The organism is Mucilaginibacter robiniae (assembly GCF_012849215.1).
In the GTDB taxonomy this organism is placed as follows: Bacteria; Bacteroidota; Bacteroidia; order Sphingobacteriales; family Sphingobacteriaceae; genus Mucilaginibacter; species Mucilaginibacter robiniae.
The window spans coordinates 3,064,947-3,091,022 of sequence record NZ_CP051682.1; the positions used below are offsets into that span (position 1 = coordinate 3,064,947).

Annotated in this window: 17 protein-coding genes; 16 read left to right on the forward strand and 1 reads right to left on the reverse strand. The window is 42.1% G+C overall.

Annotation, left to right across the window (positions count from 1 at the left end; translation table 11 throughout):
• Positions 1-12 precede the first annotated feature (12 nt).
• Positions 13-789 carry a TIGR04290 family methyltransferase gene (locus HH214_RS13605; RefSeq protein WP_169608484.1) on the reverse strand — a complete coding sequence of 259 codons (777 nt, stop codon included), beginning with the start codon at positions 787-789 and terminating at the stop codon, positions 13-15.
• A gap of 831 nt (positions 790-1,620) precedes the next feature.
• Between HH214_RS13605 and HH214_RS13610 the strand changes: the two genes are divergently transcribed.
• From HH214_RS13610 to HH214_RS13685, 16 genes are all read left to right on the forward strand, one after another.
• Positions 1,621-2,736, forward strand: a complete 1,116-nt coding sequence (locus tag HH214_RS13610) for an NAD-dependent epimerase/dehydratase family protein (protein WP_169608486.1) — start codon at positions 1,621-1,623, stop codon at positions 2,734-2,736.
• Between the two features lie 85 nt (positions 2,737-2,821).
• Complete coding sequence (locus tag HH214_RS13615; RefSeq protein ID WP_169608487.1) at positions 2,822-3,898, forward strand: GDP-mannose 4,6-dehydratase; 1,077 nt, start codon at positions 2,822-2,824, stop codon at positions 3,896-3,898.
• Positions 3,899-4,909 (forward strand): MDR/zinc-dependent alcohol dehydrogenase-like family protein, encoded by a 1,011-nt coding sequence (locus tag HH214_RS13620; RefSeq protein ID WP_169608489.1) that lies wholly within the window; start codon positions 3,899-3,901, stop codon positions 4,907-4,909. It begins immediately after the preceding gene.
• 18 nt (positions 4,910-4,927) lie between these two features.
• Positions 4,928-5,926, forward strand: coding sequence for a Gfo/Idh/MocA family protein (locus tag HH214_RS13625; RefSeq protein ID WP_211166229.1), 999 nt, complete (start codon positions 4,928-4,930; stop codon positions 5,924-5,926).
• 9 nt (positions 5,927-5,935) lie between these two features.
• Positions 5,936-7,057: a glycosyltransferase family 4 protein gene (locus tag HH214_RS13630; RefSeq protein ID WP_169608511.1), complete on the forward strand. Its 1,122-nt coding sequence runs from the start codon at positions 5,936-5,938 to the stop codon at positions 7,055-7,057.
• 103 nt (positions 7,058-7,160) lie between these two features.
• Complete coding sequence (locus tag HH214_RS13635) at positions 7,161-8,282, forward strand: CgeB family protein (protein ID WP_169608513.1); 1,122 nt, start codon at positions 7,161-7,163, stop codon at positions 8,280-8,282.
• 22 nt (positions 8,283-8,304) lie between these two features.
• Positions 8,305-9,408 carry a CgeB family protein gene (locus HH214_RS13640; protein ID WP_169608515.1) on the forward strand — a complete coding sequence of 368 codons (1,104 nt, stop codon included), beginning with the start codon at positions 8,305-8,307 and terminating at the stop codon, positions 9,406-9,408.
• On the forward strand, positions 9,405-10,496 hold the full coding sequence (locus HH214_RS13645; RefSeq protein WP_169608516.1) for a CgeB family protein: 1,092 nt from the start codon (positions 9,405-9,407) through the stop codon (positions 10,494-10,496). Before HH214_RS13640 ends, HH214_RS13645 begins: the two co-directional genes overlap by 4 nt.
• 109 nt (positions 10,497-10,605) lie before the next feature.
• Entirely contained in the window at positions 10,606-11,196 is a 591-nt protein-coding gene (locus tag HH214_RS13650) for a GDSL-type esterase/lipase family protein (RefSeq protein WP_169608518.1), read from the forward strand.
• A 60-nt stretch (positions 11,197-11,256) separates the two neighbouring features.
• Positions 11,257-11,985 (forward strand): esterase family protein, encoded by a 729-nt coding sequence (locus HH214_RS13655; protein WP_169608520.1) that lies wholly within the window; start codon positions 11,257-11,259, stop codon positions 11,983-11,985.
• A gap of 55 nt (positions 11,986-12,040) precedes the next feature.
• On the forward strand, positions 12,041-14,161 hold the full coding sequence (locus HH214_RS13660; protein WP_169608522.1) for a glycoside hydrolase domain-containing protein: 2,121 nt from the start codon (positions 12,041-12,043) through the stop codon (positions 14,159-14,161).
• A gap of 286 nt (positions 14,162-14,447) precedes the next feature.
• The gene (locus tag HH214_RS13665) at positions 14,448-18,518 is read left to right on the forward strand and encodes a hybrid sensor histidine kinase/response regulator transcription factor (protein WP_169608524.1); all 4,071 of its coding nucleotides are present in this window, start codon (positions 14,448-14,450) and stop codon (positions 18,516-18,518) included.
• Between the two features lie 309 nt (positions 18,519-18,827).
• On the forward strand, positions 18,828-21,818 hold the full coding sequence (locus HH214_RS13670) for a SusC/RagA family TonB-linked outer membrane protein (RefSeq protein ID WP_169608526.1): 2,991 nt from the start codon (positions 18,828-18,830) through the stop codon (positions 21,816-21,818).
• Positions 21,819-21,834: 16 nt separating this feature from the next.
• Positions 21,835-23,460: a RagB/SusD family nutrient uptake outer membrane protein gene (locus HH214_RS13675; protein ID WP_169608528.1), complete on the forward strand. Its 1,626-nt coding sequence runs from the start codon at positions 21,835-21,837 to the stop codon at positions 23,458-23,460.
• 51 nt (positions 23,461-23,511) lie between these two features.
• Entirely contained in the window at positions 23,512-24,843 is a 1,332-nt protein-coding gene (locus HH214_RS13680) for a BNR repeat-containing protein (protein WP_248282097.1), read from the forward strand.
• Positions 24,844-24,849: 6 nt separating this feature from the next.
• A complete protein-coding gene (locus HH214_RS13685) occupies positions 24,850-26,061 on the forward strand; it encodes a glycoside hydrolase family 88 protein (RefSeq protein ID WP_169608530.1) in 1,212 nt (403 codons plus the stop codon).
• The last annotated feature ends 15 nt before the right edge of the window (positions 26,062-26,076 follow it).

Below are 26,076 nucleotides of genomic sequence, written 5' to 3' on the forward strand. Positions count from 1 at the left end.
TAAGTATTTTTCTTATTTCTTAGCTGGGTAAACGGCACGTGGCTGATCGTCTATAAGCCCAGCACGGCGGCAAATATAAACTTCTAATTCAGGATGTTCAATAATTTCAAAACCCGAGCTTCGTAGCATAGCCTCCATACCAGACCGGTTCGGAATCCACCAATTGGTAGGGTCTTGTGAGTAGCGGTGCTCTATAAAGTACATCTGCGGAAAATCCGGGCTTTTAAAAATATCCATATCCCAAAAATCATAATCTTCTTTCACAGGCTCAACCTGGTCGCTGCCGCGTTGCATGGATTGGAATATGAACAGATCATTAACTACGTTGTCATATAGTAAATCAAGCGCTAACAGCGGATGGCGCAGGTGGTACAATACGCCCATAAAAATTACCACATCAAACTTTTCGCCTAGCGAACCTACATCATAAACCGACAAGTTTCTGAATTCAATATCAAAACCTGACACTTTAGCGGCATAACGAGCTTGTTCCAAATAGCGGTCGTCTGAGTCAATACCCAGCACGCGTGCTGCACCACGGCGTTTCATTTCAATAGAGTAAAAGCCGCCGTTGCAGCCAATATCCAGTACCGATTTGCCGGTTAAATCTTGCGGAATGGCGCTGGCAAAGCTTTGAAACTTCACGTTAGGGTAATCTCCCAAAAAGTGGTCGGGCGCGGTTTTTACACCTTTTAAATCAATGTTATGAAACCATTTGCCCAGCTTTTGCAGGTCTTGTTGTATTTGTTCTGTTGTAAACTCGTTTGGTGAGGTAGTTTGGTTGTTCATGTTAACCGAAATTTAAGTTGGTTATTGAAGCTTTAGTTAATCGGTGAGCCGTGTGGCAAATTGCCTGCTCTTGATGTAATTCTGAATGTGCTGCTAAATTACCATCTGTTTCCGAACAGATTTTGGTGCTTTATTGTTTTACGCTTTCTATTTCTTGCGGTACAAGGTGGACTTTGTTTAACAAAATGTTAACGGGCTAAAAAACTTTTCCTATCAACAAGAGTTAACGAACATAGATGATCCATAACCATCATTAAACTATCGGTCTAAACAAATAAAATTGTTAATAAGCCGCAGAAGTTTAGTAATTGAAGGAGCATAACAAGTAAGTTTTTTGAAGCAGGAATTGGGGTAGAAAAGGTTGTTATAGCAACTGAGTAAGTGAGTGTTCCTTTTTATAAGGTGCATAGCTCTGAAAAGGAGAAAATACAGATTAAACAGCACATGAGCGGACGTAAAAGGTCGGTTTTAACCCTACAAATAGGGTTTTCTGTTAATATTATCGCCTTTATTTCTTCTGTATATACAGAAAACCATATCTTGGTGCTGTGATATGTACACTTATATAGTAATTGTGCCTGTCATGGCTTAAGTGTTGAGGTTTGAAGCTGGGGTGGAAGAATGGAAAAAAAGCCATTGTTTGACCAGGTTAAGTGGGATTGGATAAAGCCTATTTTAGTTTACAGATGTGGAATCTGTAAAGTTATCCGGCAGGAAGCTATCGGCCCTAAGGATAATAACCATGTATGTATTTTATACGGGTGAAAGTTTGCTGCATTGTAGAAGAAGCATCCTGCTATGTACAACCTAGCCAACGTAATATTTTTAACTATGAAAAATATCTTAATTACTGGCGGAGCCGGCTTTATTGGCTCCCACTTATGCGACGAATTAATTAGTCAGGGTTATTCTGTTAGAGTTCTAGATAATTTGCTGGCGCAAGTACATGGCGCTGATGCTACACGTCCCGAATACTTAAATCCGGAAGCGGAATTGGTAGTGGGTGATGTTAGAGATAAAAACATTGTTTTACAGGCCTTAGAGGGAATTGATGCCGTTTACCATTTTGCAGCACGTGTAGGCGTAGGCCAAAGCATGTACGAAGTAAACGAGTACACCGATGTAAATAACCGTGGTACAGCTGTTTTATTAGAAGCGCTGATACAAAAACCGGTAAAAAGATTAGTGGTAGCTTCCAGCATGAGCATTTATGGTGAAGGTGTATATACTACTGAGGCTGGTGATGTTGTAGAAGATGCTACACGCCCCTTAGAGCAGTTAAAAAGCGCACACTGGGAGTTGCAAACTGCCGATGGTGTAGCGTTAAACCCTATTCCAACTCCTGAAACTAAAAAGCCTTCTCTGGCTTCTGTATATGCCTTATCAAAATACGATCAGGAAGTAATGAGCCTGATTTGCGGTAAAGCTTACAACATTCCAACCGTTGCTTTGCGTTTCTTTAACGTGTATGGTACCCGTCAGGCTTTATCAAACCCGTATACTGGTGTGCTAGCTATTTTTGCTTCACGCTACTTAAACAATAAAGCGCCTATTATTTTTGAAGATGGCGAACAAAAACGTGATTTTGTACATGTAAAAGATGTAGCTAAAGCTTGTCGTTTAGCTTTAGAAGTAGAAGAAGCGGCTTACGAAGTATTTAATATTGGTAGTGGTAACAGCTACACGGTAAGCGAAATTGCCCGTAAGTTGAGCAGTACCATGGGTGTGCAGCACATACAACCTGTTGCAACAGGCGAGTACCGCGTGGGCGACATTCGCCATTGCTTTGGTGATATCAGCAAAGCTAAACGCATACTGGGCTTTGAACCTGAAGTACAAATGGAAGATGGGTTACAAGAACTGGCTGTATGGCTGGAAGAACAGGTTGCTGTAGATAATGTGGAGCAGGCTAAAGAAGAATTAGCTGCCAGAGGATTAACTGTTTAATAAGGAAAAATATATTAACGCTATTATGGATAGCACACTACTTAACCATACAGATACTTCTGCCTTAACTGACCCACAACATACTATGACAAATAACAGTCAACCGCATACTACGCTTATTACAGGGGGAGCCGGTTTTGTTGGCACCAATTTGGCCGATGCTCTTTTATCAGAAGGTAAATCTGTTATCATTTATGATAATCTCTCCCGCGATGGGGTAGAGAAAAACTTGCGCTGGTTGCAAGAGAAATATCCAGAAAATTTAAGAATAGAAATTGCTGATATCCGGGATGAGCAGGCATTGAAAGAAGCTGTAAATGCAGCTGATGCCGTTTATCATTTCGCTGCACAGGTTGCGGTAACCACTAGCTGTGTTAACCCGATTATGGATTTTGAGGTAAACGCCCGTGGTACTTTAAACCTGCTGGAAGCTATTCGATTGTCAGAAAAGCAGCCACCTTTGGTGTTTACTTCTACCAACAAAGTATATGGTGGTTTAGAAGACTTGAAGGTGATTTTGAAAGGCGATCGCTACGAGCCTGAAAACTCCAAAATTGCTGATAATGGTATCTCGGAAGAACGAGGTATTGATTTTCATAGCCCATATGGTTGCTCAAAAGGAGCCGCTGATGCTTATATATTAGATTACGCCAGAACCTTCGGCTTGAAAGCTGTAGTGTTTAGAATGAGCTGCATTTATGGTCCTCACCAATTTGGTACTGAAGACCAAGGCTGGGTAGCTCACTTCCTGATTAGTGCTTTAGAAGGTAAGCCACTGACTATTTATGGTGATGGCAAGCAGGTACGTGATGTGCTGTATGTTAAAGATTTGATCCGGGCCATGAAAACTGCTCAGGAAAATATGGATTCTTTAACCGGTCAGGCTTTCAATATTGGTGGCGGTGTTGAAAATACAGTGAGCTTGTTAGAGCTGATTAAAATTATTGAAGACCTGCACGGCGAGCCGATTGATGTTGATTTTGGCGACTGGCGCCCTGGCGATCAGCGTTACTATGTATCAGACATCAAAAAGTTTATGCAGGAAGGCCATTGGGCACCTGAGGTATCTGCATACCAAGGCGTTGAAAAATTGTACCATTGGCTGGCAGAGTTTAGAAATATTCCGGTAGCTAAAAAAGTTTATTCCGGCCAATCAATCTAAATGGAATCTGCAATCGACGAAAAAATACCTACACCATCTCCAGCATCCGTAATGGATGCTATGGAAATTACCGCTCCCAAAACAGTTACGGTAAAGCAGGTTCCCTTACCTGAACCCGCACCCGATGAGGTGCGGATAAAAATGGAAGGTTGTGGCCTGTGTGCTTCTAATCTGCCCATGTGGGAAGGCCGTGAATGGTTTACCTACCCGGTTGAAGCCGGCAAGCCCGGTCATGAAGGCTGGGGCCGTATTGATGCGGTAGGAAAAGATGTAACCGGCTTCGCCAAAGGTGATCGCGTAGCTGCTATCACCTTCAATGCTTTTGCTGAGTACGATATTACCCAAGCCAGTAACCTGATTAAGCTGCCATCTGAATTAGATGGTATTCCATTTCCTGGCGAGCCTTTGGGCTGCGCCATGAATATCTTTAATCGTAGTGATATTCAGGCCGGGCAAACGGTAGCTATTATTGGCATTGGCTTTTTAGGCGCTATGCTGGTACAACTGGCCCATCAGGCCGGTGCTAAAGTAATTGCTTTAACCCGTAAACATTCGGCGATAGAACTAGCTCAACAGTTGGGTGCAGATGAAATTATCCCACTGGATGACCATTGGCAGATTATTGAAAAAGTAAAACAACTAACCAACGGCAATTTTTGCGAGCGGGTTATTGAAGCTACCGGCAAGCAATGGCCGCTTGATTTAGCCGCCGAGTTAACCGCCATTCGTGGTAAACTCATTATTGCTGGCTACCATCAGGATGGCTTGCGCCAGGTGAACATGCAGCTTTGGAATTGGCGCGGGTTGGACGTGATCAACGCTCACGAACGCGACCCGAAAGAATACTTAAAGGGCATGCGTAACGCAGTTGAAGCCGTGCAAGAAGGACGGTTAAGTCCTGAAAGATTGTTTACTCATATTTTTCCGGCTAAAGACCTGCAAAAAGCATTTGAAATACATGATCAGAACCCGGAAGGGTTTATGAAAGCATTAATAACTTTTAACGACTAATATTTAATGAACGGCACTATGGTAGAAAATAAACCCAAGTTAGGGTTTATTGGTGTGGGCTGGATTGGAAGAAACCGCTTACAAGCCATTGCAAATGAAAATATAGCCAACATCAAGGTCATCTCTGACCCGAACCAGCAATTTGCAGAAGAAGCGTTGCTGTTGGCTCCGCAAGCTGAGGTGATGCCTTCCTTGCAGGAAATGATTACGTCTGATCTGGATGGCGTGATTATCGCCACGCCAAGTGCCTTGCACGCCTCACAATCTATCGAAGCTATTCATGAGGGTAAGGCAGTTTTTTGCCAAAAACCTTTAGGCCGCAATGCGGAAGAGGTGAGAAACGTAGTGCAGGCTGCTCAGGATAAAAATGTGCTGCTGGGTGTAGATTTTTCTTACCGCTTTACCCAAGGTATTCAAGCCCTGAAACAGGTGCTGGATTCAGGCGAACTCGGGACTATTTACGGTGTTAACTTAGTTTTTCATAATGCCTACGGGCCCGACAAACCTTGGTACTTCGACCCTAAACTGGCTGGTGGCGGTTGCGTGATGGATTTAGGCGTGCATTTGGTTGATCTATTGGTATGGTTGTTTAACAACCCCGAGGTAAACGAGGTAAACAGTCAGCTTTTTTCAAAAGGCAAACCAATTACCAATGTTGAGGAACAGGTAGAGGATTATGCCGTAGCGCAAATGCTGATTAATAGCAGTATTGCTGTGCAATTCGCCTGTTCATGGAATTTGCCGGCTGGGGTTGATGCGGTAATTGAAGCCAGCTTTTATGGTACCAACGGCGGCGTTTCTTTCAAAAACATCAACGGTTCTTTTTACGATTTCGTTACCGAGCGTTTTTACGGTACTTCGCGCCAAGCCATCAGCACACCGGGTGATGCCTGGGGCGGCAAAGCTGCCATCAATTGGGCCGAAGAACTGGCCGCTAAAGGTAACCAGTTTAACCCGGAAGCCCATCAATATGTTAAAGCTGCCGAAATTTTAGATAAAATCTATAATAGAAAGTAATAGGCACTTATGATTCTGGATGAGCAGCAAGCCATAAAAAAAGTACTCATGACTGCCGATACCGTTGGCGGTGTGTGGACTTATGCGCTTGATTTATGCCGTGCTTATCATAACCGGGGCATCCAAGTATGTTTAGCTACGATGGGTGCACCCTTAGCCGTTAGTCAACAAGCAGAAGCCAATCAAATACCAAATTTGGATGTCCGCGAAAGCCACTACAAGCTGGAGTGGATGGATAACCCTTGGGAGGATGTGAAACACGCCGGCGAATGGCTGCTAAGTCTGGAAAAAGAGATAGAACCGGATATCATCCATTTAAACGGTTATGCACATGCGGCTTTAAGCTGGCATGCACCTGTAGTGGTAGTAGCCCATTCATGTGTGCTATCCTGGTGGCAGGGCGTAATTGGTGGCCGAGTTCCGGCAGAGTGGGATAATTATAAGCATTGTATAACCCAAGGCCTAAAAGCTGCTGATGTAGTTGTAGCCATATCTCATACTTATGCTCAACAATTAGAGCAGTTATATAGTTGCGGTAATGATATCAAGGTTATCTATAATGGCCGTGATACTAGCCTGTTTTATACTGCTGATAAAAAGCTTCAGGCCTTTGCTATGGGGCGCATATGGGATGAGGCCAAAAATCTTTCTCTGCTAGGCAAACTAAACAACCAAGCGCAGCTTCCCATCTTGGTAGCCGGCAACAATCGCCATCCGGATAATGGTGAGCTGGTATCTATCCCCAACGTACACATGTTGGGTACTTTAAGTCCGGCCGAGGTACGGGAGCAGTTAGCTGCATCAGCTATTTATATTCTTCCGGCCAAATATGAGCCTTTTGGTTTATCGGTATTGGAAGCTGCTTTATCGGATTGCTTATTACTACTGGCTGACATTCCTACCCTGAAAGAATTATGGCAGGATACCGCTTTGTACTTCAACCCAGATCAGCCCGATGAATTAGATGCGTTGTTGAATGAGGTAACACAAAACTGGCAGCAATATCAACATTTAACGCAATGTGCTAAAGTAAGGGCACAGATGTTCTCGTTAGATACAATGGTGAACAATTATCTGACCCTGTATCAAAACATGGTGCAAAAGGCTGCACTTACAAAAGTTATTAATTAAATACAATATATAAGTTGTTTGGCGGCTTAGCACCATCATGAAGCTTTGTAGCCGAACACATCAGCCCAATTACAAGGGCTTTATCACATAAAAACTCAGGAATATGAAAATAAGCATGTTTTACCATTCGCTGCTGTCTGACTGGAACCACGGCAACGCTCATTTTTTGCGCGGTGTAGTGGCCGATCTGTTAAGCCGGGGCCATGATGTAAAAGTGTATGAACCTAAAGATAACTGGAGCTTAACCAACCTGATTCAAGGTCATGGTGAATCTTTTATACAAGAGTTTCAGCAAACTTACCCGCAACTGAAATCTATCTTTTACGAAGCTGATCAGATCAATCTATCTGAGCTTTTGAAAGATCAGGATTTGGTAATTGTGCATGAGTGGAACGAACATCAACTGGTAAAAGCCATCGGTGAATACCGGGCACAAGTGGGTGGGTTTAAACTACTGTTTCATGATACGCACCATCGGGCTGTAACCGAAAAGGCCAGCATGGAACAGTATGACTTACGCCATTATGATGGCGTGTTGGCATTTGGTAATGTAATCCGCGATATCTATTTAAAAGAAGGCTGGACAAAAAATGCCTGGACCTGGCATGAAGCGGCCGATACCCGCATATTTCATCCAATTGAAAGCGCTGAAAAAGAAGGGGATTTGGTTTGGGTAGGTAACTGGGGTGATAACGAACGTACGCAGGAACTGCAAACCTATTTAATTGATCCGGTTAAAGAACTGGGCCTGAAAGCTAAAATATATGGTGTACGTTACCCAGATACGGCACTAAAAGCTTTGGCTGATGCGGGCATTGAGTATGCCAACTGGTTGCCTAATTACAAAGCGCCTGAGGTATTTGCCAAATATAGAGTGACTGTTCATGTGCCTCGCCGTCCTTATGTAGAATCATTACCCGGTATCCCTACCATTCGCCCGTTTGAGGCTATGGCTTGCGGTATTCCGCTGGTATGCTCGCCCTGGAATGATGCGGAACACCTGTTTACCCCCGGTACCGACTTTTTAGTAGCTGATAGTAAAGAAAGCATGAAAGCACAGCTTTCAAAAATATTGAATGATGCTACTACTGCAAAAACACTGGCTGAAAACGGGTTGAAAACCATTTTAGCTAAACATACCTGCACACACCGGGTAAATGAACTGCTACAGATTGTAGATTCACTGGAATTAGAACCTTCTTCGGCTGTAAACACGGCTGAATAATCAAGTACATACCTGATACTTTATGAAAAATAAATTAAAAATTGCCTTTTATGGTTCAAGCCTGGTTTCAGCTTACTGGAACGGCGCTGCTACTTACTATCGGGGCATTATTAAAGAATTAAGCCGTTTAGGCCACGATATTACTTTTTACGAACCTGATGCTTACGAGCGCCAGCAGCACCGTGATATTCCCGACCCGGAGTGGGCAACAGTAGTTGTTTACGATAATAATGAAGAAAGTGCTTTCAAAGTACTGGCCGAAGCTGCTAAAGCTGATGTGGTAGTCAAAGCCAGTGGCGTAGGTGTTTTTGACGAGTTGCTGGAAGAGCAAGTTTTAAAGCTGAGAAAAGAAAATCAATTAATAATTTTTTGGGATGTAGATGCCCCGGCTACACTGGAACGCATGACGCTGAACCCGGAAGATCCGTTCCGGAACCTGGTACCACAATACGATATGATTTTAACGTATGGTGGCGGTCAGCCGGTAATTGATGCTTATGCAACATTCGGCGCCAAACGTTGTATCCCTATCTATAATGCGCTCGACCCGGAAACCCACTTTTCAGTGCCGGAAGAAGAAAAGTTTAAGTGCGACTTAGCCTTTTTGGGTAACCGCCTGCCCGACCGCGAAGCTCGTGTGGAAGAGTTCTTTCTGAAAGCGGCTGCACAGCTTCCGGAACAAACTTTTAAAATTGGGGGTAGCGGCTGGGGTGATAAGCAAATGCCGACTAATGTAGAATATATTGGCCACGTGTACACGAAAGATCATAACGCTTTTAACTGTACGCCAAAAGCAGTTTTAAATATTAGTCGTGATAGTATGGCTAAAATGGGCTTTTCGCCGGCTACCCGCGTGTTTGAAGCAGCGGGTGCAGGTGCCTGCATCATTACCGATTACTGGCTAGGTATCGATTTCTTTTTTGAACCAGGGAAAGAAATTTTGGTAGCGGGTAGTGGTGATGAAGTAGCCCAAATATTGAGTCAGCTTTCAGTAGAAGAAGCCAAAGCCATAGGTGAGGCTGCTCAGAAACGAGTGCTGGAACATCATACTTATGCACACAGAGCCCAAGAAGCCGATCAATTATTTCAAGCGCATTTTCAATTCACCAACACCAGTGCAGTATGAGTAAAGAATCTTTAAACATTACCATACTGGGCTTGTCCATCACTTCGTCATGGGGTAATGGGCATGCCACTACCTTCAGGGCTATTGTTAATGAATTGAACAAAGCCGGCCATCAGGTAACTTTTCTGGAAAGGGATGTGCCCTGGTATTCTTCCAACCGTGATTTGCCTAATCCCAATTTTTGCAAGCTGATTTTGTATAAGGATTTAAATGAATTAAAGCAGCAATATGCCGAACCGGTTCAATCGGCAGATATGGTGATTGTCGGATCTTACGTACCCGAAGGTGTTGAAGTAGGCAAATGGGTTTGTAAAGAAGCTCAGGGCATTAAAGCCTTTTATGATATAGATACCCCAGTAACCCTGGCTAAGTTGGAGCGTAAAGATTACGAGTATTTAGCGCCTGAGTTAATACCGGCTTACGATTTGTATTTATCATTCACCGGCGGACCAACACTTCAGTTACTGGAAGAAAAATATGGTTCACCTTGTGCCCGTGCGCTGTACTGTTCGGTTGACCCGGCCTTGTACTATCCGGAGGCTATAGAAAAAAAATATGACTTGGGTTATTTAGGTACTTACAGTGATGATCGTCAGCCACCTTTAGAGCGTTTGTTGTTTGATGCTGCCCAGCAATGGCCGGAAGGCCGGTTTACTGTAGCGGGCCCGCAGTACCCGGATACCATACAATGGCCTGCCAATGTTCATCACATTCATCACCTGCCGCCAGCCGAGCACCGGGAGTTTTACAACGCGCAGCGTTTCACCTTGAATATTACCCGTGCCGACATGATTAAAGCCGGTTATTCGCCCAGTGTAAGGCTATTTGAAGCGGCCGCCTGTGGCGTGCCTATCATCAGCGATTACTGGGAAGGTTTAGATACTGTTTTTGAATTCGGCAAAGAAATATTGGTATCCTACTCAGGTGCTGAAACCTTAGCCTTTCTGAAAGACATAGATGAAGAAGAACGTATTCGTATTGGTGAACGGGCCCGTACCAAAATACTGGAGGCACATACGGCCAAGCATCGGGCGCAGGAACTGGTGCAGTATATGCACGAAGTAAAAGGCAGTTCTATTAACATCTGAATAAATTGTTAATAAATAAACTGAATAGGTAAACCCTGGTGATCAAACATTATTCATCAGGGTTTATTTTTTATAAGCAATTCCGATTCTATAATTAAAGCAACACACCATGAACTGGTATGAAGATGATGTAAAACAACTGGAACAAAACAGGCTTAAGTTAAACTACGAACCCGAAACTCTTTTTTATGGCAGTTCGACCCTGCGTTTATGGGAAAACCTTTATCAAGATTTTGCCACGTTAAAGCCGGTTAATCTGGGTTTTGGCGGCTCTACGCTGGCTGCTTGCGTATGGTTTTTTGATCGAATTATGAAACCTTACCAGCCACAACGGTTAGTAGTTTATGCAGGCGATAACGACTTAGGTGATGACCGGCACCCTGAAGAGGTGTTTATTTTTTTTAAGCAGCTGGTGGTACAAATACGTGAACGCTTTGGTATTCATTTGCCTTGCTATTTTATTTCACTTAAGCCTAGTATAAGCCGCTGGAATCTGGCTGATCAGTTTGTGTACACGAATCAGCTTATTCAGGATGAAATTGCCCGAAACCAAAACCACTGGCAGTTTATTGATATATTTAAACCAATGCTGAATGGAGCTAGCCAACCCGATAAAGCTTTGTATGCCGATGATGGATTGCACCTGAGCGCACAGGGATATGAGATATGGAAAAGCGTTATTGGTAAAGCTATTTTATAAAAGATGTTAGGGGTAATATTTAGTTAACAATCGTTCCGGATATTTACAACCAAATGCCACATGCACAGAGAATATCATAATTGGTACAGCCATCGGTTACAGCGCCATATGGAATTATTAATATTCGGGCATAGTGGCAAAGCTGTGCTGTTCTTTCCTCCTCGCATGGGGCGGTTTTATGATTATGAAAACTGGGGTATTATCCATGCACTGTATGATCGCATTAACAACGGCGAATTACAGGTTTTTTGTGTAGATAGCATCGATACCGAAAGCTTTTATAATGCTGGTGTACATCCGGCAACGCGTATACATCGGCATTTGCAGTACGAGCAGTACATTCTTCATGAAGTATTGCCTTTAATTTATGCTAAAAACAGCAGTGGCTATCTGGAAGTAGCCGGCTGTAGTATGGGAGCTTATCACGCGATCAATCTGGCATTCAAATATCCGTGGTTGTTTAAGAAAGCTGTAGGCATGAGCGGCCGATATGACCTAACCCATGCTTTTTGGCATTTTAAAGATATATTCGATGGTTACCACAGCCCAGATATTTATTTCAATATGCCACTAGAGTACGTGCCTAATTTAAGGGATGAATACTTTTTGAATACCATGCGGCACATGGAAATCATAATGGCTATAGGTAGTCAAGATACTTTTTTGAACCATAATCAAAAGCTAAGCGAGGAACTCTGGCACAAAGCCGTACCTAACCAATTATACATTTGGGAAGGTGAAGCTCATAAGCCACGTTACTGGCGGCAAATGGTGAGGTTATATTTATAATACAGTAACTACTGCGTTGCTTCTTTTTGTTAAGCAAGGCGGTGAATTTATATTGATGAAACATTATTACAACTCTACTCTTACCCGTTCTTATTACTGCTGTACGGCTATCTTCCTGTTTTTAGTTTCAATTTGTAGCTTTTCATGGGCGCAACAACTGGTTCGATCCAGTGGTAATGAACTGGCGGATGAGGTCAATGTGTTTCTGGGTTCATCGGGCGATCATGGGCAGATGTCGCCGGCGGCTTCATACCCTTTTAGTATGCTGAGCATTGGGCCGCAAACTTATCCCAACCTGCACATGGGGTATGAGCACAAAGCCAAAACTTTCTTGGGTTTTACCCACAACCGTTTTGAAGGCGTAGGTTGCCAGGGTAGTGGCGGTAATATTTTAATTAAACCATTCCTGGTTGATGATTCCCTTGCTTCGGCACTTACTAAAAGTACAGAAAGCGCAGCACCGGGGTATTATCAGGTAGGCTTTAGCAATGGTATTAAAGTAAACATCGCTGTTTGTCAGAATGCGGGTATTGAGCAGTATAGTTTCCCGGCAGGGCATAAACCAGGTTTCCTAATCAACCTAAGCCATACCTTAGCTAACCGCTTTGTGGCTGAAGAACATCAGCTTAAAGGTAATGAACTATGTGGCTGGATTGATTCGCGCACTACTTGCAATGTAGGTACTTACCGTATATACTATAGTTTGAAGTTTGATCAGCCGGTGCAGTTTACCCCATCGGCCGAACATATTTTAACTGTTACGTTCCCTCAGCAGGTGCAGCAAGCACAAATTCGTATCGCTTTATCATCGGTTGATGTAGCCCATGCCGAAGCCGCTTTATCTACCCGTAGTTATGAGCAGTTGAAAGCTCAAAGCCAGCAAGGGTGGAATCAGGTGTTAAACCGAGTACAGGTAAAAGGCAATTCAGAACGTGAAAAGCTGTTTTATTCTTTGCTTTATCGCACGGTACAATCGCCTTACGTAATATCTGAGCCTGATGGCAGTTACCGGGCTACCGATGGTAGTTTGCAGCATACCACAGCTGCTGCGTACAACGGCTGGGCCATTTGGGATAATTATCGAACGCAGTTACCGTTACTTTCCATACTATATCCTGAAAGGTACAAAGCTATGACCAACTCGATAGCAGATTTGTACCATTTCGGTAAAAAAGATTATGCCACTCAGCACGAACCCTCCAATACCGTGCGTACCGAACATGCCATTGTGGTATTACTGGATGCTTACCGCAAAGGCTACCCGGTTGATTGGAATAAAATAACAGACTCGTTAGTAGCCGATGTAAACCGGTTAGATTTCTCGCACCCCGATAAAGCTTTAGAGTCAAGTTATGATACTTGGGCATTGTCGCAAATATTAAGAATAACAGGCAAGTCAGCTTTAAGTAAACAGTACTTGCAAAAGGCATCGGCTTACAAAGATTATTGGAACAAGGATTTTAAAGATTTAACCAAGCGGGATGTAGATCAGGTTTCAGCCCGGGGCTTGTACCAGGGAACTATATGGCAGTACCGATGGTTTGTGCCTTTTGATGCTAAGGGATTGATAGCATTGATAGGAGGCGAACAGGCCTACTTGCAGCAACTAAACCAGTTTTTTGATAATGATTATTACAACCACGCCAATGAGCCTGATATACAAGCTCCATTGATGTACAACTTTACCTCACACCCATGGCAATCGCAAGCATTAATGCATAAGTATGCGGTAGATACCGTAGTGCAGTATTACTTTAACGATAACAGCCGGGGCATTGACCCTTTTGTGGATGTCATCTATAAAAACCAGCCTGATACTTATATTCGCACGATGGACGATGATGCCGGAGCTATGTCGGCCTGGTATGTGTTTGCAGCTTGCGGGTTTTCGCCTGCTTGTGTAGGCTGGCCGGTTTACTATTTAAATGCGCCTCTTTTTAAAGAGGTAAGCATTAATTTACCGGCAAATAAACATTTCATTGTTCGGGTTAATAACTATACCGATCATGGCCGGTATATACAATCAGCCACTTTAAATGGTAAACCATTAAACCGTAACTGGATTACACATCAGGAAATTATGCAAGGCGGAACACTAACCATTACAGCAAGTGATCAGCCTGATAAAACCTGGGGAACCGTTAACCAGTGGATCACCGATATTAATAAGCGTTAATTTAGGGGAAGAGTAAATACATTCAATATCTGTTTTGTTGTGATGCGCAATCATTGCTTAAAGAAGTTGCTTCATGCTGCATTAAGCTGTTACTTCAGTAGTGAGCTGTTTTTTAAAATAATGAACGTGTTACCACTTTAATATATTTAATGAAGAATAAAACAAGAAGGGTTCTGGTGCATACCAGAACCCTTCTTGTTTGCATGTACTTTAGGTATTATTTTGATAATAGGTGCAAATGATTAGCTTTGTTAAACACACCAATTGTACCTATAAAACCTGCTTCATGAAAAGAGTTTTACTACTCAAATATGCCTTTGTATTTATATTGGGTAGCGTTCTGCTATGCAGCAAAGAAAGTTACGGCTTGCAACCAGTTAAGTATTTGGGTATAGAGCAGGGCTTATCTAACAACGCCGTTACCTGCCTGTTTAAAGATGCCTATGGTTTTATGTGGATTGGTACTTATGACGGCTTAAACCGTTATGACGGCGAAAAATTCAAAATTTTCAGAAATGTATGGGGAGATGCGAAATCGTTAATTAACAACCACGTTAATACGCTTGCCGGAACAGCAGATAAAATATTTATTGGCACACAGAAAGGTTTAGAATATTACGATTATTCCAGTGCCAGCTTCTATGCTTTATCTTATCAGCCAGGGCATAAACAGCAGCGGCAAAAAATAAGTGCTAACATCAATGCGCTAGTTACTGACAAAGCAGGTAAAGTTTACATCGCAGCCGATTATCTGGGGCTACTGGTTTATAACAATCGTGATAAAAGCTGCCACCAGGTAGCCTTAAATAAAAGTAGTACAGCCTATAACGTACAAGCGTTAACGCTCGATCATGATAATCGCCTATGGCTATTTATAAAAAATGTTGGTCTTTGCTGGTTTGATGCTCAAAAGAACCAATCAAATGTAGTAAACCACCAGCTGCAATTAGCCAGTTGCTTGCTGGAAGATGCCGCGCACAATATTTGGGTAGGTACAGAAAGTGGTTTATACATTTATAATCCAACTAGTAACCTCGTTACCAGATTTGATGAAAGCTATGGTAAGCTAACCAGCAATAATATTGTTGATTTGAAGTTTGACCAGGCAGGCAAACTATGGATTGCGACTAACGGTGGCGGCATCAATATTTTAGACGCTAAAACGCATCAGCTCAACTACATTGTACCCGGCCGTGAGCAAGGAACGCTGCATAGTGGTGCTATAAGCGGTATATATGAAGATAACGAATCAAGAAAATGGATTGCTACTCTGCGTGGGGGGGTAAATATTATTGATGATAAAAGTCAAGCTTTTAGCTTTTTCGCGCATGATCCTTTCAATCCTAACAGTGTGGTCAACAACTTTATTTTGTCGTTCTGTGAGGATGAACAACATAATATCTGGATAGGTACCGATGGGGGAGGGTTAAGCTACTGGAATACAAAAGTCAATCAATATACACATTACACGCATTCGGCCGATCTTGGCTCTCTAAGCAGTAATTTTGTGGTGAGCGTATTGAAAGACTTTAACCACCAAATTTGGGTAGCTACTTTTAGCGGAGGTATTGATGCTTTCGATCAGGCCACACAACGGTTTAAACATTATACCTGCTACAACTCCGTTACTAAAACGGATGATAGGAACTTATGGAAGCTGTATGAAGACTCACAGCATAACCTCTGGGCCGGTACCACCAGAGGCGGAGCATTGTACCGGTACAATAGGCAGCAGGATAGGTTTGAGCTGTTTGATGCCAACTTAACCAATATCCATGCTTTGTATGAAGATAAAGCCGGAACCCTTTGGGGGGCAAATTACACGCAGCTGGTTCGGATTGATACCCGGAACAAAAAACATCTGTATTTAAACATAGGCTATGCTATCCGTACCATTGCACAGAGTAAAGCGAATAGCCTGTGGCTGGGTACAGAAGGTGGCGGATTGCTGTTATACAATGTTGGTAACCGCACCTATAAAAGATACACGCAAGCCAATGGCTTACCCAGCAATACAATATTGAATGTGCTGGTAGATAACCATAATAATTTATGGTGCAGTACCTATAATGGTTTAACCGAACTAGTCAAGCAAACCGGTAAGTTTATCAACTATAATGCATCTGATGGTTTGCAGAGCAACCAGTTCAATTATAATGCAGCATTAAAGCTGCAATCTGGTAAAATGCTTTTTGGCGGTATTAATGGCTTTAATCTTTTTAATCCGGACAGCATCAAGTTAATTGCTCATCAGCCACAATTAAGAATAAGCAGTTTAAAAATAAATAATGTTGTTGCCGAACAAAGCAGTTCTTATACGCACCAGCAACCGTTAGTAAGTTTAAAAGAAATTACTTTACCCTATAATCAGGCAACTTTAGCTGTTGATTATACAGCGCTTGAATACTCTTTTCCTGATAAGATTAATTATGCCTATTACTTGGAAGGCTGGGATCATGGCTGGAATTATGTAGGGAAACTAAAAACTGCCTATTATACCCGGCTCAATGAGGGCAAATACCTGCTCAGAATTAAGGCAACTGATACCAAAGGTAACTGGAGCAATGCACAACTGGTAGTTGCCATTACGATACTGCCGCCCTGGTATCGTACCTGGTGGGCTTATTTATTGTATTTGAGTGTGGCCTCTGGCATAGTTTACTGGATATGGCTGTATCGTACCCGACAAGAGAAACTAAAGTTCGAGATTGAAATTGCCAATTTACGGGTAGAACGGGAAAAAGAGCTTAACGAGAAAAAACTCTCCTTTTTCACTAACGTATCACATGAATTCAGAACACCTTTAACCTTAATTATCAATCCTATTAAAGATCTGCTTAACCAAAATAAAGGCAATGCAGAAGAGCTTAATGTAATTTACCGCAATGCCCGACGCTTGCTTGGGTTAGTTGATCACTTACTGTTATTTAGAAAAGCGGAAAGTGAAAATACCCAGATGAAGGTGAGCAAAATCAACTTTGTTAATCTGTGTAAAGAAGTGTTTATGTGCTTTTCGCAGCAGGTTAAAATTAAAAAGTTAAGCTACAACCTGGAGTGCAGCAGTGAGAACATGGAGGTTTATGCCGATTGTGAAAAAATCGAGATTGCACTATTCAACCTAATATCTAATGCAATTAAGTTTACCCCCGATGGTGGCAATATCAATATACTGGTTGAGGAGGATCAGGGAAGCGTATATTTTAAAATCACGGATAATGGTATAGGTATCAGCACAGATGTAGGTGATAAGCTGTTTGATAAATTTTATCAGGCAAAAGATAAAAATTACTTTAAAACCGGCTTCGGTATCGGTTTATACCTGGTAAAGGTTTTTATTGAAAATCATAGAGGCAAAATTAGTTACCATAATAATCCTAAAGGCGGAACTACCTTTGTGCTGAGTCTGCCTAAAGGCAAGCAGCATTTTACTGCCGACCAGTTATTTGAAAACCTGGAGTTTGATTTAAACCATGTTCATGAACTGGTAGATTATAATAACAAGGAAGCTGTAGTAAAAGAAGAAGAAACCAACAATCTGGAACTACTAATTTCTAACCGGCAATCTATACTGGTTATTGACGATAATGACCAGATCAGAAGTTATATCAAAAAGCTGTTCATTCATGATTATACCGTTTTAGAAGCAGATAACGGTAAAACCGGGATTGAATTAACCAAAAAGCATTTACCTGATCTGATTATCAGTGATGTAGTCATGGACGAAATCAGTGGGCTGGAACTATGCAGAATAATTAAGCAGGATTCAGCCATCAATCATATTCCCATCATACTACTTACAGGAGATGCTACGCCTGATATGATGCTGAAAAGCATAGAAGAAGGAGCTGTAGATTTCTTACGTAAACCTTTTGAAAAAGAATTGTTGATTGCGCGGGTAAAAAGTGTGTTGAGAAGTAAAACTGAACTGCAAAATTACTTCTATAAAGAGATTACCTTAAAAAATAGTACCCGCAATATATCTGAAGAGCATAAGGATTTCTTATACAACTGCATAAACATTGTTGAAAGTAACCTGACCAATGTTCATTTTGAGGTTGATACCTTAGCGCGCAAAATGGGCATGAGCTATCCAACGTTGTTTAAAAGAGTAAAAGCCATTACAGGGCAATCTGTAAATAACTTTGTACGCTTTGTACGTCTACGCAAAGCTGCTGAGCTTTTAATACATACCAATTGCAACGTGAACGAAGCCGCTTTTCAGGTAGGTTTTAATGACTTGAAATATTTTCGCGAACACTTTAATAAGCAGTTTGGTGTAAACCCATCTGAGTTTATTAAAAAGCATAGAGCCAATTTTCAAATATCTTACCACATGCATCAAACTGTAAAGGATTAGTCTATCTGCCTCCTTTTATAGGATTTGGACCATTAAGAGGGGGTAAAATGATAAAAAAATGATTTCACCCCCTATAATTTATAGTTTTACCCCCTCCGCTTTGTTCAATTTTACCCTTACTTCGTTTTGAACAAATGCAGATAGCAAATCCAATATGGCTATCTAACCAATTAAACTGAAAAATAATTATTAATGAAAAGTGTGCTTAGCTATTGTGCTAAGGTTGGCTTTGCATTGCCCTTGTGGTCGGGGTAGCAAACTGTGTCAGCTAGTACAAACCAATTGCCAATTAAAAAACCATAAACAATTATGACAAAAAAACTTACCCAATTAATTTACTTAACCTTTTTATGCTGTAGTATAATATTCGGTACTAATCCGGCTGCTTATGCGCAAACGGCATCATATACCTTAAAAGGCCGGGTGCTTGATGAAAAAGGCAACCCACTGCCTGGCGCTTCAGTAAAGGTAAATGGTACCAGCCAAGGTATCACTGCTGATGTAAGCGGTGCATTCACGTTAAGCTTAACCGGGCCGGCTACTATAACCGTATCATTTGTTAGCTATGTTACCAAAACAGTTAATGTAACTAGTGCCAACAAAACCATTGATGTTACATTAAGTGAAAATGGGCGCCAATTGAGCGACGTAGTGGTGGTAGGTTACGGTACCCAAAAGCGTTCGGACGTTACAGGTTCAGTAGCTTCAGTTCCTAAATCAAGGCTAGAGCAGCTACCAGTTACTAACGTTTTACAAGCTATTGAAGGTGCAGTAGCTGGCGTTAACGTAACTACTGGTTCATCTATACCAGGCTCTCAGCCATCAGTAGGTGTTAGAGGACAAAATTCCATCACAGCTAGTTCAGGGCCTTTTGTTGTAGTTGATGGTATTCCATTAACTAAAAGTGGTGGTTCATTAAACGATATCAACCCGAATGATATTGCTTCTATAGAAGTGTTAAAAGATGCATCAGCTGCGGCTATCTATGGTGCTAATGGTTCACAAGGCGTATTGTTGGTAACTACCAAACGCGGTACAACAGGTAAACCAGTTATACGCTATAATGGTTATGCAGGCTGGGAAAACCTGGGGCATATTTTAACACCCAGAGATCCAGCATCATTTACGCAAAAGTATCTGGATTATTTATCACAGAACAACCTAAAACAACAATTTACTGAACCTGTGTATAACAATGCCGAACGTGCTAATTATGCGGCAGGCCGTACCATTGATTGGGTTAAAGAAGTTACACAACAAGGATTCATGCAAGATCATAACTTGAGCGTGAGCGGTGGTACACCAGATGTTAAATACTTTGTATCGGGTGATTACCTGGATCAGAAAGGGGTAATTAAAGGCTATCAATATAAGCGCATTAGTTTCCGTTCCAATTTGGACATGAATATAACCAGCTTCCTGAGTGTGGGAACGAACATATATTTTGCCAACAATAATTATGATGGCGGACGGGCCAACCTGCTTTTAGCTACAGCCATGAGCCCGTATGGTAACGAATACAATGCTGATGGTACCTACACTATTTACCCACAATCACCAGAACAGTTGTATGTTAACCCACTGTTAGGGTTAACAACCAGCCAGATCAATCGCAGTGTCAACATTAGTGGTAATGGTTATGCCGAAATTAAGTTCGGTGGTGTATTGAAAGGTTTAAAATACCGCTTAAATGCTGGTTATAACTATATTCCAACCCGTGTGGATAGTTACAGTGGCAGGGCGGCTAATACGTTGTTGGGTTCAGGTTCAGCGGCAAGCTCTGAAACAAACAGTTATACTCTTGATAATCTGTTGTACTACGTTCGTGATTTTGGTAAGCATCATGTTGATTTTACTGGTTTGTATAGTTCTCAACAACGCCGATATTTTACTTCAACTGCAGGAGCTACCAACTTTGTGAATGATGAACTAACATTCAATAATCTAGGTGCTGGTTCCACGCCAACAGTTTCATCATACTCTGACCGGTATGCATTAAACTCACAAATGGCTCGTCTGAACTATTCTTACGATAGCCGTTATTTGTTAACACTTACTGTTCGCCGTGATGGTTCATCTGTTTTTGGTGCTAATACGGATAAGCATGGCTGGTTCCCTTCAGCTGCTATTGGCTGGAACATTAGTAATGAGGAATTCTTAAAAAATGTAAAAGCTATTAATAGCTTAAAGCTTAGGGCGTCTTACGGCCGGATTGGTAATGAAGCTATTTCTGTATACCGAACTATTACAACAGATGGAACGGTAAGGTCTCCATTTAACGGTTCAAGTTACGTAGGCTTTTTAGCTAGTAACCTGGGTAACGGTAACCTGCATTGGGAAACTACACAACAGGCAAATTTTGCTACTGACTTTACTTTACTAAATAGCCGTATCAGCGGTACAGTTGAATATTATGATTCTCGTACCCACGGTTTGTTGTTAAGCCGAAGCTTGCCGGCTATTACTGGTTATGGGTCAATCATTGACAACATAGGTAAGGTAGGTAACCGGGGAGTTGAAGTAACACTAAATACACGTAACATTGATACAAAAAGCTTTAGATGGGAAAGCACCATTGTATTTGCTGCTAATAAGAACAGAATTATAGACCTGTATGGTAATGGGCAAAGTGACTTGGGCAACCGTTGGTTTATAGGCAAACCGATTAGTGTAATTTACGATTACAAAATGACTGGTGTATGGCAAACTGGTGAAGACGCATCTAAACAAGACCCTGGTGCTAAACCTGGCGACTTAAAGTTTGCAGATACTAACGGTGACGGAAAGATTACTGCTGATGACCGTGTTATTCTTGGCCAAACCGCACCTAAATGGACAGGTGGCTTTACCAATACCTTTCACTACAAAAATTTCAACCTGAATGTTTTTATTCAAACCGCGCAGGGCATGTTGAAAAACAATCCGGATTATAACTATGCCGATGAAGCAGGCAGAAGAAACACTCCTGCTGATATAGGTTACTGGACTCCATCTAATGGTAATCAGGAATTCCAATCATTATCTTACACCAATACACGTGGCTATGGTTATCCGCATAAAGCTAATTACACTCGCTTAAAAGATATTACTTTGAGTTATGTAGTACCACAACGCTTTTTAGATAAAGCTCATATAGCTGCCTTAACTATTTATGCTAGCGGACGCAACTTGAAAACCTGGACGCCTTGGATAGGATGGGATCCTGAGAATAATTATTCGACTCGTGGCTCAGGCGACTGGACCAACAACTATCCGCAAACACGTACCATTGTTTTGGGCGCCAATATTTCTTTAAAATAAATACAGACGTAAAGACATGAAAAAATATTCAATTATATTTATTTCGGCAGCGGTACTGATAGCTTCATTTACCTCTTGTAAAAAAGGTTATCTGAACGAAAAACCGTACTCATCCTACACGCCGTTAACTGTTACCGACTCTTTAGGCTTTGAAGCTTCAGCTATAGGGTTATACAATTTAACTACTAGTATTTTAACTTATTCAAGTGCACAAGGCTGGCCAAGTGTATGGCAGGTAGGTACTGATGTGGCCAATGCTACGGCCCAGCAACAAGGTATTGAAGTACCTTACTACAACTATGCACAGCTTACCTCAACTGATGGAGCCGCATCATACATTTGGGGAAGATATTATGCGGTTATCAATAATGCTAATACTTTGATTGATAATGCAGAAGATGGTTCCAATACTAAACTGGGTACAGTAGGTAAAAGACAGGTAGAGGCAGAAGCTAAGTTTTTCAGGGCTTATGCATATCATCATTTGGCTACTCTTTTCGGCCGTGTTCCAATTACTATTCATTCTATTACCACACCCAAAACTGATTATACACGTTCTTCATTAGATGATGTAAATAATTTAATCGTAAGTGATTTAACTTATGCCATCACCTACCTGGCCGATCTAAATGCGGGCAGTGGCAGAACCAATACGCAGAATAAGCCTGTTAGCCGGGCTAACAAATACATGGCTATGCAGTTATTGGCTGAAGCTTACCTGCGTATGGGTAAAAACGATTTGGCTGAAGCGCAAACCAAAGCCATCATCAATAGCGGCAAATTCAATTTGGTTTCTGCCCGCTATGGAGTAAGAGCTAGCGGCTCTGGCGATTACTACTCAGATATGTTTGTATACGGCAATCAACGCCGCTGGCAAGGAAACAGTGAAGCTATATGGGTGCTGGAACAAGAAAACCCAACGGCAGTTGTAGGAGGAAATGTTGATAATGCACAGCAACGCCGTGTTTTTGGTGCAGCCTATTATGCTATACCTGGTATGTTACCTTGTGATTCATTGGGTGGTCGTGGTATTGCAAGATTACGGTTGAGTAATTGGGTTCTTTATGGATTATATCCTGCCGGAGATATGCGTAACTCGCAATACAGCATTAAACGTCGTTATTATTATAATGACCCGGCTTATCCAGCTTTATATGGTAAAGCGGTACCATTTACCGGAGCAGATACTTTGTTCAGAACTTGCCCAAGTACTTTAAAATGGGGTGCGTTTGACCCTAATGATACTTTTGGTTACGCCATGATCAAGGATTTTATCATGATGCGCTTGGGCGAAACTTATTTACTACAGGCTGAAGCACAAGTAAAACAGGGTAAAACGGCCGATGCTGCTGCTTCAATCAACGCATTACGAACCCGGGCTAAAGCACCGCAAGTAACCGCTGCACAAATGACATTAGATTTTGTACTGGATGAGCGTGCCCGCGAACTGGTAGCTGAAGAAAACCGCAGAGAAACCCTAATGCGTACCGGTACTTTGGTAGACCGTGCTACACGCCTGAACAGTAATGATGCCGTGCATCCTACTACAGGTTTAACGTCTAAAAACCTATTACTGCCTATTCCGCTAACTGAAATTCAGCTGAATAAAGATGCTGTGTTGGAGCAAAACCCTGGTTATTGATAATATAAAAACTGTAAGTGGCAATTTAATATTGCCACTTACTTTAATGACATGATTTCTACCTATATAAAATATAACTTATGGATGTGCTTGTTGCTGGTCAGCTTACTGGCAGCAAATGCGCAAACCATCAAGCTAAGTACCATAGCAACTAATGGCTGGGCCAGCAATTCGGTGAACACGGTGATTTTCCGTAAAAACTCGTTAGCTACCTATAAAAACATGCAGTACGCCGCTTATTATGATAGTGCCCGGTATGTAGTACTGGCACAGCGTACAAGTGGCAGTATAACCTGGAAAGTTAGCCGAACTCCTTATCAGGGTGATGCTACCGATGCACATAAGTCGATCAGTGTTATGGTTGATGGTGCCGGTTATTTGCATGTGGCTTGGGGTCAGCATAATAATCCGCTTAATTATGCCAGAAGCGTAAATCCGGGTTCGTTAACCTTAACCGCAAAGCTGGGCATGACCGGACAGAAAGAAAATAAGTTAAGCTATCCTGAATTTTATAAACTAGCTGACGGAAACCTGTTGTTTTTTTATCGTGATGGCGGCTCAGGAAATGGTAGTTTAATTATGAACTACTATAATTATAAAACACAGCAATGGACACGCCTGCAAGATAACTTGGTAGATGGCGAAGGTCAGCGCAGCGCTTACTGGCAGGTAGCTACTGATGTAACCGGAACTATTCACCTATCATGGGTATGGCGCGAAACGCCTGATGTAGCCAGCAATCATGATATGGCTTATGCTTGCTCAAAAGATGGCGGCAAAACCTGGCAAAAATCAACCGGAGAAAAGTACAATTTGCCTATTAGGGCAGCTAATGCCGAGTACGCCTGCAAAATACCGCAAAACAGTGAATTGATTAATCAAACTTCTATGTTTGCCGATGCACAAGGGCAACCCTTTATTGCCACTTACTACCGAGAGGCAGATCAAACCGTTCCGCAATACCATATTATTTACCATACCGGCAATAAGTGGCAGGTAAGTAACTTGGGCTTCCGGAAAACACCTTTTAGTTTAAGTGGTACAGGTACAAAGCGTGTTCCGGTATCAAGGCCACAACTCATAGCCTGGAAAAATGGTGCTTCGATAGCAGCTGGTTTAATTTTCAGAGATGAGGAGTTGGGTGATAACGTATCTATGGCAATTGCCAGTAATATCAGCAATAGCAAGTGGGAGGTGCAAACCTTATACAACCAGCCGGTAGGCTCATGGGAACCTACGTTAGATACCGAACTGTGGAAAGATAAAGGCATCCTGAACCTCTTTATACAAAAAGTAACCCAGGTAGATGGAGAAGGTAACGCCAAAGCACAACTGCAACCGATACAAGTACTGGAGTGGAAGCCCGGTAGCAAGAAGAAATAAATAGCTATGTCATTCAAAAAAAATATACTGATTACCGGAGCGGTTTGCTTGTTAGCTACTGGCCTTGCTAAGGCTCAGCAAAGCCGTGCATTCAAAACCGATAAGGCACTATTGCAAACCTTATTAACCGACTTTAAAGATGCCGATCAGCAATATAAAGTATTAATGAAAGAACTGCCGGCAGGCCGATTTCCTAAAACTTATTATGCTGCTAAAAATAGTTTAGAAACCAGCGGATCAGGCTGGTGGTGCAGCGGTTTTTACCCCGGTACACTGCTGTATCTATATCAGCAAACTAAAGATGCCGCATTGCTGACAGAAGCTAACAGGGCCTTAACCCTGCTGGCTCCCGAACAATACAATAGAACCACACACGATTTAGGTTTTATGATGTATTGCAGCTTTGGTAATGCACTAAAAATAGCACCTAAGCCAGCGTATAAAGAAATTCTGATTAACAGTGCCAAGTCATTAGCCAGCCGTTTCGACCCGAAGGTGGGCTGTATCAAATCATGGGATTCAAAAAAGAACGAGTACCTGGTAATCATTGATAATATGATGAATCTGGAACTGCTGTTCTGGGCTACCCGGGCTACTGGCGATTCCAGCTTTTACAAAATAGCTGTTACACATGCCAATACTACCATGAAAAATCATTTCCGGCCCGATTACAGTTCTTACCATGTTGTAAACTATAATCCTGAAACCGGCGCAGTACAGCAACGCCGTACGGCGCAAGGGTATGCCGATGAATCAGCTTGGGCTCGCGGACAGGCCTGGGGCTTGTATGGTTACACCGTGATGTACCGTGAAACGCATGATAAGAAATATTTGGATCAGGCTAACCATATTGCGGCGTTCATCCTGAACAATGATAACCTGCCGGCTGATAAAGTGCCTTATTGGGACTTCAATGCGCCTAACATTCCTAATGCGTTACGCGATGCATCAGCCGGTGCAGTAATGGCATCTGCCTTATTAGAATTGTGCCATTATACCGATAAGCCTAGTGGCGAGAAATACTTTACGGTAGCACAAACACTTTTAAGAAATTTATCTAAACCACCTTACCTGGCAACTGCCGGAACCAACGGCGGCTTCATCTTGCAACATAGCGTAGGGCACATGCCTAACCATACCGAAGTGGATGTACCGCTCACTTATGCCGATTATTACTTTGTTGAAGCGCTAATCAGATACAAAAACATGGGCAGATAAACATCCGCCTCATAA